Annotated in this window: 12 protein-coding genes; all 12 read left to right on the top strand. The window is 50.3% G+C overall.

Features of this window, described 5'->3' with window-relative positions:
- Nucleotides 1–59: 59 nt before the first annotated feature.
- Nucleotides 60–1625: an MBOAT family protein gene (locus KA369_02040; protein ID MBP7734732.1), complete on the top strand. Its 1566-nt coding sequence runs from the start codon at nt 60–62 to the stop codon at nt 1623–1625.
- A gap of 12 nt (nt 1626–1637) precedes the next feature.
- Nucleotides 1638–2582, top strand: a complete 945-nt coding sequence (locus tag KA369_02045; protein MBP7734733.1) for a hypothetical protein — start codon at nt 1638–1640, stop codon at nt 2580–2582.
- A gap of 385 nt (nt 2583–2967) precedes the next feature.
- Nucleotides 2968–4212, top strand: coding sequence for an MBOAT family protein (locus KA369_02050; GenBank protein MBP7734734.1), 1245 nt, complete (start codon nt 2968–2970; stop codon nt 4210–4212).
- A gap of 89 nt (nt 4213–4301) precedes the next feature.
- On the top strand, nt 4302–5243 hold the full coding sequence (locus KA369_02055; GenBank protein MBP7734735.1) for a hypothetical protein: 942 nt from the start codon (nt 4302–4304) through the stop codon (nt 5241–5243).
- A 108-nt stretch (nt 5244–5351) separates the two neighbouring features.
- The gene (locus KA369_02060) at nt 5352–6491 is read left to right on the top strand and encodes a glycosyltransferase family 4 protein (GenBank protein MBP7734736.1); all 1140 of its coding nucleotides are present in this window, start codon (nt 5352–5354) and stop codon (nt 6489–6491) included.
- Complete coding sequence (locus KA369_02065; GenBank protein MBP7734737.1) at nt 6488–7600, top strand: glycosyltransferase family 4 protein; 1113 nt, start codon at nt 6488–6490, stop codon at nt 7598–7600. Before KA369_02060 ends, KA369_02065 begins: the two co-directional genes overlap by 4 nt.
- A 41-nt stretch (nt 7601–7641) precedes the next feature.
- Entirely contained in the window at nt 7642–8877 is a 1236-nt protein-coding gene (locus KA369_02070; protein ID MBP7734738.1) for a glycosyltransferase family 4 protein, read from the top strand.
- Between the two features lie 372 nt (nt 8878–9249).
- The gene (ispD, locus tag KA369_02075; GenBank protein ID MBP7734739.1) at nt 9250–9954 is read left to right on the top strand and encodes a 2-C-methyl-D-erythritol 4-phosphate cytidylyltransferase; all 705 of its coding nucleotides are present in this window, start codon (nt 9250–9252) and stop codon (nt 9952–9954) included.
- A gap of 2 nt (nt 9955–9956) precedes the next feature.
- Nucleotides 9957–10772 carry an SDR family NAD(P)-dependent oxidoreductase gene (locus KA369_02080; GenBank protein MBP7734740.1) on the top strand — a complete coding sequence of 272 codons (816 nt, stop codon included), beginning with the start codon at nt 9957–9959 and terminating at the stop codon, nt 10770–10772.
- A gap of 201 nt (nt 10773–10973) precedes the next feature.
- Nucleotides 10974–12305, top strand: a complete 1332-nt coding sequence (locus tag KA369_02085) for a chorismate synthase (GenBank protein MBP7734741.1) — start codon at nt 10974–10976, stop codon at nt 12303–12305.
- A 60-nt stretch (nt 12306–12365) separates the two neighbouring features.
- Nucleotides 12366–13307 carry a bifunctional riboflavin kinase/FAD synthetase gene (locus tag KA369_02090; protein MBP7734742.1) on the top strand — a complete coding sequence of 314 codons (942 nt, stop codon included), beginning with the start codon at nt 12366–12368 and terminating at the stop codon, nt 13305–13307.
- Complete coding sequence (locus KA369_02095) at nt 13300–13899, top strand: MGMT family protein (GenBank protein MBP7734743.1); 600 nt, start codon at nt 13300–13302, stop codon at nt 13897–13899. Before KA369_02090 ends, KA369_02095 begins: the two co-directional genes overlap by 8 nt.
- Nucleotides 13900–13906 lie beyond the last annotated feature (7 nt).

A 13906-nucleotide genomic window follows, 5' to 3' on the forward strand; every position in this document is an offset into this window, starting at 1 on the left:
CGATAAAGTCAAACAATGCCAATGATGCATCTTTAAATTCATAATGAACGATATGCGGTATGCTGTTTAACTCAATTGACTTTTTCATATTTCTTCCTGTTGTTCTCCTGGTGTATTTCCTTCTGGCCCACAAATGGAGATGGATATGGCTCCTGGTTACCAGCTGCTTCTTCTTCGGCTATTTTTACTATTCCACCTATGTCGCGGGAAAAACTCATTTTTATTACTATATAATCATCGCTTTTTCGATCCTTTCTGTCATACTGGTCGAGTATTACCTTGCCATTCTCATCGATAAGAACAGGACATCTAGAGCAAGAAACGGAAAGTTATTAATGGTCGCCGGCATTATCTTTCCCCTTATTCTTCTCTTCATGTTTAAATATTTTAATTTTTTCAGCCAGACCATCTCGCAGATTGCGTCATTTCTCAGGTTGAACTATCCGGCGCAGGTGTTGAACATTCTCGTCCCGGTGGGCATTTCGTATTACACCTTCCACAGCATCAGCTATATCATTGATGTGTACCGGGGAGAAAAACCGGAACGCCATCTTGGCATATTCTCCCTTTATTTTCTATTTTTCCCGAAGATCGTCGCCGGTCCCATCGAGCGGGCGGGCAGACTCATCCCGCAGTTCAGGGAAGAGCATCCCTTTGATTATCAGAATTTTACCGACGGCCTCAAGCTGATGGCATGGGGTTTCTTTAAGAAAATCGTCATAGCCGACCGGGCGGCGATCGTAGCCAACGAAGTCTTCAACAACCCCCACGGCTATCACGGCATATACCTGATCATAGCTTGCTTCTGCTTCATTTTCCAGGTCTATTGCGATTTCGCTGGATATTCTGACCTGGCCGTCGGCATTGCCCAGCTCATGGGCATCAGGCTGACGGAAAACTTCAAGCGCCCGTACCTGTCCACCTCCATATCCGATCTCTGGCGGCGATGGCATATTACACTTATAGCATGGCTGAGGGATTACATCTATATTCCCCTGGGCGGGAAGCGGGTTGCCCGGTGGCGGTGGCAATATAACATCATGGTGATCTTCCTGGTAAGCGGCATCTGGCACGGCGCCAACTGGACCTTCATCATATGGGCCAGCATGAACGGCTTCTATCAGCTCTTTTCAATTTGGACGGAAACCATCAGGAACCGCTTCAACAGCCTCATCGGCCTCACGCGGGTGCCGCGGTTCCATAAAGCGTTGAAAATATTCACGACATTTTTATTATTCACCTTTGCAGGAATCTTCTTCAGGGCCAATACCACCTCTGACGGCTTTTACATCATCACCCATCTCCATGTCGGATTCGGCGAACTATTCAAAATTATTTCCGCCCTTGACTATGAGAAGCTCAAATTATTCCTGGTTATCCAGAATAAGGTGACCTTCCTCGGATTCGCCAAGCCGGCCTTTCTTCCGGAAATGGCCACCCTTGCCGTTACGCTTATCGCCTGGTTCTCAGTGGAGCTTATCCAGGAAAACAGCAAGGAGCGCCTGCGTGTTGTCATATCCCGCAAGCCGTGGTATTTCCGCTGGCTGTTGTACTTCGGCATGCTCTTTATGCTGGTATTTTTCGGCGTTTTCGCCAATCAGCAATTCATATATTTTAAGTTTTAGGCTTCGCACACTATGGTAAAGCTGCTAGGAAAAATAATCATCTGCTTCATCCTCATGGGCGCGACCATTGCCCTGATCTGGATCATCCCGGGGACCCATCCCCATGATCTTGCCGCGCTCCTGAACAAGAAAGAAATGCTGAAGACAAAGGAGCATCCGCGCATGATTTTCGTCGGCGGGAGCAGCGTGCTCTCCCTTAAAAGCGAGGCAATTGCGCAGGAACTGCACTATAATATCATCGACATGAGTTCCTGGGGAGGCATGGGAACCGCGGAAATAATCGAGGAAATAAAGCCGTATATCAAGCCGGCCGATGTCATCGTCATTACAATGGAATACGGCACCATACTGGACAAGAATTTCTATACCTACATACATACGAATGATGAAGCCAAAAAATTCCTGTTCCTCATGTCCCCGGGACGCCATATCACGGAGTACCTGAGGCGTGGCGAGGCCTTCAATCTTTTCAAGCTCATGCATGAGCTGGCACAGATGAAGACAAAATCCTTTCTCCTGAAAATAGTCACGTTCCGGTTCTCGCGCCTTTTCGATATAGGGTTTCCCGGCTTTCAGGATGATTTCAACGCCAACGGCGATCGGAACAAACCCTATATGATTTTCAGGCCCCTCGGAGACAGCACCACCAATTTCAGCGACCCCGACTGGGAAAAACTCGCCTTTCTCAACGATTTCTTCGATTTTGCGTCGCAGCGCAAGGCCAGGGTCTTTTTTTATTTTTCCCACTTCCCGGAGCATAAATACAGGGAAAACGAAAAGTTCATCGACGCCTATTATCAGTTGATGAAGAAATCATTCAAAGGCACATTGTTGAATAAACCCTCTGATTTTGTCTACCCGGAGGATTATTTCGCCGATACCATTTATCATCTGAATGATAAAGGTGAATCCATCAGAACGCCTGAAATGATAAAATTGCTCAGGAAAGCATTATAAGCAAATCCGCACAATCACCACTGATTGTTATCTCCTGGGCATGTGACGTGCTCTTTGTCAATATATAGGTTCCTGTTTTACCACATCCTGATTCGAATGTTAATTGTTTTATGCTATGCAATTCAACACCATCGAATATCTATTTTTTTTGCCTGTCGCAGTTATCGCATACTACCTGATCCCCTACGCATGGCGGTGGCTCTGGCTTATTGCAGTCTCTTTTTATTTCCTCTCCTTCAATCCCTGGTTTATCATTCCTCTAGCGGTAGTTGCCGGTATTGAATACACCATTGCCCTGAGGATATCCGGATGTAACATCGATAATAAGCACAAACGGATGGTGCTTCTAATCATTGGAATCATAACACCCCTGGCTCTCTTATGTATGTTTAAATACATACCGATCTTTTACAAGGCCCTGTTCCAGGCTGCATGGTTCATTCATATCCATTATCCGGCTGCGATCGCCGATTTCATCGTGCCCCTCGGCATCTCCTATTATACGCTGCAATGTCTCTGTTACATCATTGAAGTTCACAGGGGCTCCATCCTCCCCGAAAAACACTTGGGCATATTTATCCTCTATATGATGTTTTTCCCGAAATTCGCCGCCGGACCCATCGAACGGCCCGGCTTCATCGCCCAGTTCCATGAACGCCATGACCCTGATTATGAAGCCATTACCGGGGGCATCAAGATCTTCGCCTGGGGCCTTTTCAAAAAAACGGTCATAGCCGACCGAGTCGCCATAGTGGTCAATGAAGTATACGGCCGCCCCGGCCATTACCACGGCATTTATTTCCTCCTCGCCACGTTCTTCTTTGCGGTACAGCTCTATTCCGATTTTTCCGGATACACCGACATGGCCCGCGGATCGGCCCGTATATTCGGTTTCAGGCTGATGGAGAATTTCAAGCTTCCCTACGGGGCCGGCTCGATCGCCGAATTCTGGAGAAGATGGCATATATCCCTCTCTACATGGTTTCGGGATTATCTCTATATTCCTCTCGGAGGCAACCGTGTCCCCAGGGTGCGCCATTCGGTCAATATCATGACGACCTTTCTCGCAAGCGGTCTTTGGCATGGAGCGAACGGGACCTTCGTTGCCTGGGGAGCTCTCCATGGCGCCTTTGTCGTCACCGGCTTATGGACAGATCCCCTTCGAGAGCGTCTGGCCGGGATAGCAGGGCTTAAAAGGCTGCCACAGTGCCGAAAAGCATTGCGAGTAATAGCAACAGGGACCCTGGTCCTTTTTGCCTGGGTCCTTTTCAGATCCGGCACCCTCTCCGAAGCCATCAATATATATTCCAGCATTTTCTCCGGCCTGGCAGATATCATCACCTCAGTTGCGGCTGCGGACACGGCGCGGCTGAAATCGATCACTGATATAGCCAGGGGAAACCAGATACTCGGATTTTCAAGGGAAACATACCGGCCGGAGATGGTCATTACGGTCTTTTCGATACTTGCGCTCTGGCTGTTCAATACTCTCCATAAGCATGGTGACGTGTGGGAAATCCTTTCACGGAAATCCCGGTTTGTGCGCTGGTCTTTCTATTTTTTTATAGCAGCAGGGATTTTATTTTTCGGCATGTTCACAAAGGATCAATTTATTTATTTCAGGTTCTGATAGTGCGGATCTTTCATCATTTATCGCTCAAGGTTAAACTGGATAAAACATTGAGAGTCCTCCTCCATATCATGCAGAAAGGAATTATCATGTTCCTGCTTTTAGCGCTCTGCACGCTCATTGTCTGGTCAGTTCCCGGAGACTACAACCATGACCTGGCTGCTCTCGTGAACAAGCGTGATATGCTGAATTCGGCAAAATCCCCGAGAATAATCTTTATCGGCGGAAGCAACCTGATAACCCTTGACAGCGCTCGACTGGAGCTTGAATTGAAAAAAACCGGGAACAACTACTATTCAGTCATCAACATGGGTCTCTGGGGCGGCTTAAGCATGGAACGGTATCTGGATGAATTGAAGCCCTATCTTGCTCCGGGCGATATTGTCGTTATTTGCCAGGAATATGGCACGCTGCTTAGCTCAAATTTTTTCAAATATATCAGAGAGAATGAGGAAGCAAATGAATTCTTTTTTCTTATGAAATCGCGGAGAAGTATAGTAACCGACTGGCAGCTTGTCGACATCGCCGATGATATTAAATACATCATCCTTCTCAATCAGTTGAAGATTAAAACATACCTGCACGTGCTCATAGACGATAATTTCGCTCACATCTTCACCGGCGGTTTCTACCGTTACGCAGACAATTACACTATCCATGGCGACAGAAAGAAATCCTTCAAGATCATGAGACCCCTGGGAGAACAGGGCGCCCGGTTTGAGGAGCCGGATGCAAAGAACCTTCTCTATCTAAAGAATTTTGCCTGTTATGGTCGAGCCCGTAACATCAGGGTATTTTTTTCATTTCCTCCCTTTCCCGAGAGAGAGTACAGCCTTAATAAAGCTCGCATTGATTCTCTTGTCCATGTCATCGGCCAAGACCTGGGCATGGTCATCCTGACCATGCCGGGAACAACGGTGTATCCGGAAACATGTTTTGCAGACACGGTCAATCACCTGCAATCCCGTTGTGAAAGGATGAGGACAGCTGCACTGATTAAGCAATTGAGGATTCACATGACCCTCCCCTGAGCGCTAACCATCATGGATTGCACTGAACGCTTATTATCTCCCGGATTCATTTTTTTCATTGACGGTACACAATCATTCAACTAAGTCATCTTCTGGAGTGATCAAATCATGATAATAGGCGTTGACGCGTACTATCTCTATGCCGAGCATATCGACGGGCTCGGAAACTATCTCCTGAGGCTTTTAAAGGAGCTGTCCCGCATCGACCGGGAAAACGAGTATTTCCTGTACACCCCCGGCATTTCTCACAGTGAGTATGCCGAGGCGATTCTTGCCAACCCCCGCTTCACTTTGCGTCAGATACCCGGCATCCTTACGGGAAAGCGGCGTTTCTGGCTCCAGAGCCCTTCCCTGAAAAGACAGATCCTGAGCGACGGCGTGGAATTATTTTTCGCCGGCGCCGAGTATTTCCCCCTGTTTCTTCCCAAAAGGGTCACGGTAGCGACAACGATCCATGACGTGGCCTTCAAGGCAATACCTGAGGCCATTTCCCTTGCCAACAGCATCTTCTATAATTACTTCTTCCCGTTTTTTATAAGAAGGTCGGATTATTTTTTTACTGTATCCCATCATTCAAAAAAAGAGATGGTGACCTACCTGGGCATCGCCGATGAAAAAATCTCCGTGGTCTACAACGGCATCGAGCTTGAAAATTTTCCCCCCGCAAAAAAAGCCGAGAAAAAGAATTACATACTCTTCGTGGGGACCCTGCAGCCGCGAAAAAACCTTCTGAACCTGGTCCAGGCCTTTGCCCGCGTTGCCGGCGACATCGACTCTGACCTTGTCATCGTGGGAGGAAGCGGATGGAAGAACACTCCCCTCCGCGACCTGATCGATCGCCTCAACGATCCGGTCAGGAAGAGGATTATCTTCAAGGGATACGTGGCCGGCGACACCCTCGCGGCGCTCTACCGGGAAGCGAAGGTCTTCGCCCTTCCCTCCCTCCATGAGGGCTTCTGCCTGCCCATACTGGAAGCCATGGCATCGGGGACCGCGGTCCTTACGGCGAGAAGCACCGCCATTCCGGAGGTATTCGGCGATGCCGTGGTTTATGCCGATCCTCTTTCTCCGGTGGATATCGCGGATAAACTCCGCGATCTGGTACAGAGCGAAAAAAAGCGCCTCACCCTTCAAAACAAGGGCCTTGCCCTTTCAAAAAAGTATGACGTGCGAAACCAGGCCGAAGGCTACCGTGCCTGTTTTAAAAAAATTGCCGCCATGACCGGCACGCGTAAGGTGGTTTCATGAATATAGTCATAAATGCCCGGGTTTTGAACGAGAGAAAGGGAGGTCCGGCGCGGTATACCATGAATGTTATCAGGGAGCTTGCGGCCATTGACAGGACGAACCGGTATCACATTCTCATGTACGATTCCATGGATTTCACCTTTCCCCTGCCTGATAATTTTACCGTTAAAATCGTCCCGCTCCGTTCCAAGATATTATTCGATTACCTGTTTCTTCCCCTGTTCTCGTGGCGTAACCGCATCGATCTCTTCCTCTTCCCCAAGAACACCTTTTCGCCGCTGGTGCGGGGAAAAAAGATTCCCGTGTACCATGACATCGTGTATTTCGAGGATTTCGATTTCCGCGAATTCAAGTTTTTCGATAATCTCCACCATAAATTGATGATCCCGGTCGCGGCCCGGCTTTCCAGGATCGACCTTACCGTTTCGGATTTTACCGCGTCGCGGATGAAGGAGCTCCTGCGCATTGGGCCGGAAAAGATCCGCGTCGTCAAGGAGGGCGTGGAGCCCCATTTCAAGAAGATCACCGACGCGAAGAAGCTTAAAAAAACCAGGGACAAGTACCGGTTGAAGACGCCTTTCTTTTTTTACGCCGGCTCCCTGAGCCCCCGGAAAAACATGGTAAACCTCATCAGGGCCTTTATCAAGATCAAGGACATCATCCCCCACGTGATCTATTTTACCGGCGGCGATTCATGGCTCGACACGGAAGTCCATGACATGATCGTGGCCAACGGCCTTGAGGAACGCATCATCAAGCTCGGATTCATCAGCGAGGAGGAGCTGGTGATCATGTACAATCTCGCTGACTGCTACCTGTATCCTTCCCTCTACGAGGGCTTCGGCCTTCCGATACTGGAAGCCCAGGCGTGCGGCTGCCCGGTCATCACCAGCAATGTTTCCAGCTGCCCCGAAGTTGCCGGCGACGGCGCTCTCTATGTCAATCCCCGCGATATCGACGACATGGCCTCCGCCATGATACGCATCGTGAAGGATGTTAAACTGAAAAAGAGGCTTATCGCGGCGGGCCTTAAAAACTGCCGTCGCTTCACCTGGGAAAAAACAGCCCGGGGAATACTGGATGTTTTTAACGAATGCGTCACGCGATGATTGAAATGCGCAATACAGAAAAGCGCCGCCGGAGCCGGCAAATGAGAATTGCCGTGGAAGCCCACGCCCTCAGCGACGACAAGCTCACCGGGGTCGGCAAGGTCATTCTTCACTACCTGAACGAGCTCCAGATGCTGGACCGCGAAAATGAATATTTTATCTACACCATGGATGATCTGAAGCATGTCACCGTGACCGGTCCCCGGTGGCGCCATATCCAGTTCAATTATCTCCTTAAGCGCCTCCGCCTGAAGGTGACTTCCACATGGCTCCGGCTGAAATCGGAAAACGAAAAAAAGAAAAGCATTCTTTGCGTGACGGGGATTATCTGCTGCCGCGTGATAAAGATCTTTGTGAGTCTTCTCGATGATTTTGTCTATTCCTTCAAGGTCGTTTCATCCCTCAGGGACAATCAAGTGGATATCTACCTGGGAACCTCCACCTATTTTTATCCATACTTCTTTCTTTCCCCGGTGAAAAAGGCCGGGATACTCTATGACCTTGTCTGGAAGCTTTATCCCGGGACCATGGAATTCGGCAACAAGATACGGATGAAGCTCTTCACCCTGCGGAACATGAAAAAAATGGATCTCCTCGTATCGATATCGGAAAACACGAAAAAAGACGCACGGGAGCTGTTGGGCATAACGACACGCATCGACGCGATACCCCTGGCGGCGGATCCGGTTATTTATTATCCGGCTTCCCAACAGTCCATTACAGCCATACGGAAAAAGCACGGCATAACAAAAAAATTTATTCTCTCGGTATGCACCCTGGAACCGAGAAAGAACCTCAAGGCCCTGCTCCAGGCATATCGTACTATGCCAAGCCGCCGGGATTACCAGCTGGTCCTGGTGGGAATGACCGGCTGGGTCATTGCCGATCTCTTCAAGGACATCGCTTCTTCGGACATCCGGGATAACATCCTGGTAACCGGGTATGTGGCAAATGAGGAATTGGCCCCCCTCTATACCGGAGCGGAGCTCTTTCTGTTCCCCTCCCTGTATGAGGGATTCGGCCTCCCGGTCCTTGAGGCCATGCAGTGCGGATGCCCGGTCATAACGTCGAATTCATCGTCAATTCCGGAAGTGGCGGGCGACGCTGCCATCCTGATCGATCCTGAAGACGTGGAAACACTGTCCGCGACCATGGAACAGGTTTTAAATAATCAAACACTGCGTAAAAACCTTTCCCGAATGGGGCTGAAGCGTTCCAAGCTCTTTTCCTGGGAAAAGGCGGCGCGTACCCTCTTGAAGAGCCTCGAATCGTTGTGATAATAAGCACGGTCTCAGGCACCCCATAATATTGTTTTGGATGAGAATAAAACAAATGGCATCGGTTTATCCAGGATAGAGTTGCTTCAACGATGTTAATTCTGTTGAAGTTCTAATTTTTCTTGACATTAATCATAATTATTCAAGAATTTCTGACAAGAAGTTATTACCGAGTATTAATTTGCGAAAAGAAAAAAAGAATTTCGCTGGATTAGAGACTTCCCTTGAACCTTCCGGCAATCAGCCTTGTCAACGGGAGCTTCATTTATTTCTCCGGAACGGTGAATCTTCCAGCCATTGTCGCCGACTCGCATCTTGTAATTTTCGTAATCATTCCAGACATGTTTACAAATCTGAAACCGGAGTAAATCCATGAATCGCATCTACACAATCATTCTTGCCGGCGGACGGGGATTGCGCCTTGGCGGGAAAACCCCCAAGCAATTCCTTCCTCTTGGATCAAAGCCGATCATTGCCTGGTCCCTCGAACTGTGCCAGCAGCTCCCCGAGGTCGACCATATCATTACGGTTATACCCGAGGAATTCACAGCCCAGATACATTCGATAGTAACCGACCATGGCATCACGAAACATATAAAGACCGTTCCCGGCGGTTCAACGCGGCAGGAATCGGCCTTTAATGCCATCACGTCGGTCGATTACGCCGAAGACGACATACTGATTTTCCATGACGCGGCGCGGCCCTTCGTGAGTCAGGAGATCATGCTCCGCTGCATCGCCGGCATACGCGACCATGGGGCTGCGGCAGCCTATGTCCCCGTCCATGACACTATTGCCGAAATCGACAATGACTTTGTCACCTCCGTGCCTCTTCGGGACAGGTTGTACTATGCGCAGACCCCCCAGGGGTTCCGTTATTCCATCATCAAGGACGCCCATGACAAAGCCCGCGCCAGGTCCCTTGCCTCCACCGACGATGTGAGCCTGGTCCTTGCGACCGGCGCCAATGTCAGGATGATAGACGGGGACTACTCGAATTTTAAAATAACGACGGATTATGATTATCAAACGGCCTGCAGCATTGCGGAAACATTTCATGACAATTCCCGGAGATGACGATGAAAACAGCAATTCAATGTGCCAATAAAATGACCGCCCTGGTCACCGGGGCATCCTCGGGCCTGGGAGAGTCCTTTGCCCGTGACCTTGCCCGGCGGGGACATGACATGGTCCTGACCAGTGAAAACCGGAAAGAACTGAAGCGGGTTCAGGCGGATATATCCTCCCGGTACCACACCTCCGTATCCATATTGGAAATGAATCTATTCGACGCCGATTCCGCGGACCGCATATTTGACTGGTGCAGAAAAAAAAACATCTCCATCGATATCCTCATCAATTGCGCCGGCATATACCTGAACATAGAACGCGAGATGGCAGATATCCGGAGCATTGAACAGGTCATCAATCTCCACGTCCTTTCCCTGACGAAGCTCTGCTTCCTGTTTTGCAGGCCCATGATGGAGCGCCGCCGCGGATACATCCTGAATGTCTCCTCCATCAATTCTGAGTTCCCCGACCCTGCGTCGATGACCTACGGTCCGACAAAAAGATATATTCTTTCCTTAACTGAATCGCTTCACTGCGAGCTGAAGGAGCGCAACATCCATGTGACCTGCCTGACACCGGGAGGCATCAGGACGAATTTTTTCACCGCCAATGATGTCTTTATTCCGCCGGCCATACGCCATACCCTCATCTCTTCCGAGGCCTGTGCGAAAAAAGCCGTTGACGCCCTGTTCCGCGGCAAGGCCCGCATCACGCCGGGAATGACCGGCAAGGTCCAATCATTGCTTCTACGGTTAGTCACGCGTCCATCAACTTATCCGTTGATTAAAAAAACGTATTTCGCGATGAAAATGAAGTCCAATTGACCTTCAAAAACCAGGCCCTAACCATGGGCCTATCATTAAAAAACTTGACAGGGAGTTTCGCCCAAACTATCTGTCATAAAATCCCCCGCAGCATGCTACGGGGGATTTTGTCGAATAATGTTTTGCGTGCTCCCGTCTTCGGAGCAGAGCTCCGGGGATGAAAGCACGCTGCGATCAAATTGTCCTCCTCGAGGTATTGTCATGATCGGATGCACCTATGGCCAGTTTTTTCAAGTGACCGTGGCGGGCGGCTCATACCAGGAGGGTCTGGTAACTCATCTCCAGGGTATTCCCGCCGGGATCCACCTTCAGGAGGAAGAGATCTATTTCGATCTTCTGCAGCGCAAGCCCGGCCAGGGAGAGCTATCCTCGCCGCGGCGCGAGCCGGACATCCCGGTCATCTATACCGGCGTTAACGCCGCAGACACCATGACCGGATTCACCAATGAGGGCCATACCAACGGCACGCCCCTGACGATCCTGATTCCCAACCTGGACCGGCACTTCGAGCATATCGAGCAGTACCGCGTCACCAACAGGACCCCGCGTCCCGGCCATGCGTCCTATGCCTCGTACCAGAAATACGGCCAGTGGGACGATTCCATAGGCGCCGGCATATTCAGCGGGCGCTATACATCGACCATCGTCGCCGCCGGCGCCGTGGCGAAAAAAATCCTGGCCGATCGGGGCATCGAGATATTCTCCTTTGTCCGCGAGGCAGCGGGCGTGGTCATGGAAGACATGGGATATGATCTTATTCGCGACAGGATATCCGCCTTCAAGACAATCCGCCGCGACATGGACCCCGTGTACAACCTTATTTTCAAGGAAAGGCGGTTCCGCCCCGGCATGCGCTTTGTGGAAAAGATAGCCGTCCTGGCAGAAATCGAGAAAATGGTTCCCGATATAAAACGACCGCCACTGTCTGAAAAGGAGATCGCGGCCCTGGCAGAGCAGGGGATACACCCGGTCCTGAACTGCCCCCACCTGGAAAGCGCCCGGGCCATGTACGACAAGATCCTTGCCATACGGGACAGCGGCGATTCCAGCGGCGGCGTTGTCGAGGTGGTGGCCCGGGGCGTGCCAGCCGGCATCGGCGAACCGGTGTTCAACAAGCTTGACGGCGAGCTGGGACGGATGATGAGCATCGGCACGGTCAAGTCCGTTGAGATTGGAGCGGGCCTCAGGGTCAAGGACATGACCGGGAGCCAGTGCAATGACCAGATGTTCATGAAGAACGGTAAGGTTGCCTTTTCTGATAATAACAGCGGCGGCATTACCGGCGGTCTCACCACCGGACAGGACATAGTAGTCCGCCTGGCCATCAAGCCGACACCGACCATCGCCAAGCCCCAGAAAACGATAGACAAGGTGTCCAATACCGACGCGAACCTGGCCGCCGTGACCAGGCGGGATCCGACCATAGTTTCCCGGGTGTGGCCGGTTGCCGAAGCCTTTATGGCCATTGTGCTTCTGGATCAATTCATCATCAATACCGCGCACCAGGAGATGAGAAGGCTCTATGATAAATAACATGGTATGTGGGCCCCATGCAACGGCCGCCATCATCCGTACCGATACAGCGCCACAGCAATGAAGATATATCATCATATCCCGGAACACAAGGACCTGTTCATAAACCCGGTGGTCACCATCGGTAACTTCGACGGCGTCCATCTGGGACATCGAAAGATCCTGAACACCCTTCTCGACACGGCCAACAGAAAGTCGGGCGACCCGGTGGTCATAACCTTCTCATCGCACCCGAGGAAAGTTCTTAATCCCGAACATCCAATCAAAATCATAACGACCTCGGAAGAAAAAGTCAACGCCATATATAACTTCGGGATCCCCAACATCATACTCCTCAACTTCACGCGCCAGATGGCCGAAATGCACGCCATCGATTTTTATAACGAGATACTCATCGGCAAGCTCGACGCTAAACACCTTGTGGTCGGCTATGACCACGCCTTCGGCAAAAATCGCGAGGGGAACATCGATTTCCTCTCCGACCTCGCCGCGTCAACCGGAGTGGAGATCACCCGGATCGAGGAGGAGGACCGCTACGAGCACCCCGTATCGTCAACCTGGATAAGGAAAGAGATCGAGAGCGGCAACATGCCGATGGCCAACAAGCTCCTGGGATGGCGCTATACGCTCTCCGGCTCAGTTGTCGAGGGGAAGGGTCGCGGCCGCCACCTCGGGTTCCCCACCGCCAATATTCACCCCCTTCACCCGGATAAAATAATACCGGGCGACGGGGTCTACGCTGTGCGTGTCATATTCGAGGACGGTACCAAAAAAAAGGGCATGCTCAACATCGGGTCAAATCCCACCTTTTCAGGGGAAACCCGCACCATTGAAGTGTATATCTTCGACTTCAATGAAATGATCTACGATACCATTCTCACCCTTGAATTCTTCGAACGGACACGGGGCGAAATAAAGTTCCAATCAAAGGAACTGTTGATCGAACAGCTTGAAAAGGACAGGCAGTCAGTATTGAAAATATTCGAGAATAATGATGGTTGACCTCGCGACATTGGATCATATTCGCCGCAGCGGTGATATTTTCTACGAGAGGTTCAGCTCTTCAGTCGGTGACATATTTATTCTCGGTAATGACTCATCACTCAAAGCCATACTATACCGCGATTCCTATCCCGCGAAAAAAAACATCGCTACGTTCTTTACCAGAGGATCGTCAGTGGCCATCACGAAAACAATTCGCATCCTGGACCGCTACTTCCAGGGATTCAATTCCCGAAATAAGGGAAGAACTGCAAAACCGCCGAGGCATAGGACCAATTTAAAGAACAGATCATTGGACCTGACGATGTACGGCATTACGGTGAATCTCGATCTTTCATGGTACACACTCAAGGAGATACAGGTGTACGGCGAATTATTGAAAATACCGACAGGATCCACCATATCTTACGGCGATCTTGCCTGGAAGTCAGGCATTCCCGGCGGAGCCAGGTTTGTCGGCAACACCATGGCAAAGAACAGCTTCCCCATTATTATTCCCTGCCATCGTGTGATCAGGTCTGACGGGTCCATGGGCAATTATTCAGGTGGTGTGAATATAAAAAAGCACCTTCTTGATATCGAACAATACTGAGCATCAT

This window comes from Spirochaetota bacterium, from assembly GCA_017999915.1.
Taxonomy (GTDB): domain Bacteria; phylum Spirochaetota; class UBA4802; order UBA4802; family UBA5550; genus RBG-16-49-21.

Excerpts from the sequence above, each read along its gene's own strand:
- KA369_02040 (MBP7734732.1), top strand. The coding sequence starts at position 60 with ATGCTGTTTAACTCAATTGACTTTTTCATATTTCTTCCTGTTGTTCTC.
- KA369_02045 (MBP7734733.1), top strand. The coding sequence starts at position 1,638 with ATGGTAAAGCTGCTAGGAAAAATAATCATCTGCTTCATCCTCATGGGC.
- KA369_02050 (MBP7734734.1), top strand. The coding sequence starts at position 2,968 with ATGTTTAAATACATACCGATCTTTTACAAGGCCCTGTTCCAGGCTGCA.
- KA369_02055 (MBP7734735.1), top strand. The coding sequence starts at position 4,302 with ATGTTCCTGCTTTTAGCGCTCTGCACGCTCATTGTCTGGTCAGTTCCC.
- KA369_02060 (MBP7734736.1), top strand. The coding sequence starts at position 5,352 with ATGATAATAGGCGTTGACGCGTACTATCTCTATGCCGAGCATATCGAC.
- KA369_02065 (MBP7734737.1), top strand. The coding sequence starts at position 6,488 with ATGAATATAGTCATAAATGCCCGGGTTTTGAACGAGAGAAAGGGAGGT.
- KA369_02070 (MBP7734738.1), top strand. The coding sequence starts at position 7,642 with ATGAGAATTGCCGTGGAAGCCCACGCCCTCAGCGACGACAAGCTCACC.
- ispD (MBP7734739.1), top strand. The coding sequence starts at position 9,250 with ATGAATCGCATCTACACAATCATTCTTGCCGGCGGACGGGGATTGCGC.
- KA369_02080 (MBP7734740.1), top strand. The coding sequence starts at position 9,957 with ATGAAAACAGCAATTCAATGTGCCAATAAAATGACCGCCCTGGTCACC.
- KA369_02085 (MBP7734741.1), top strand. The coding sequence starts at position 10,974 with ATGATCGGATGCACCTATGGCCAGTTTTTTCAAGTGACCGTGGCGGGC.
- KA369_02090 (MBP7734742.1), top strand. The coding sequence starts at position 12,366 with ATGAAGATATATCATCATATCCCGGAACACAAGGACCTGTTCATAAAC.
- KA369_02095 (MBP7734743.1), top strand. The coding sequence starts at position 13,300 with ATGGTTGACCTCGCGACATTGGATCATATTCGCCGCAGCGGTGATATT.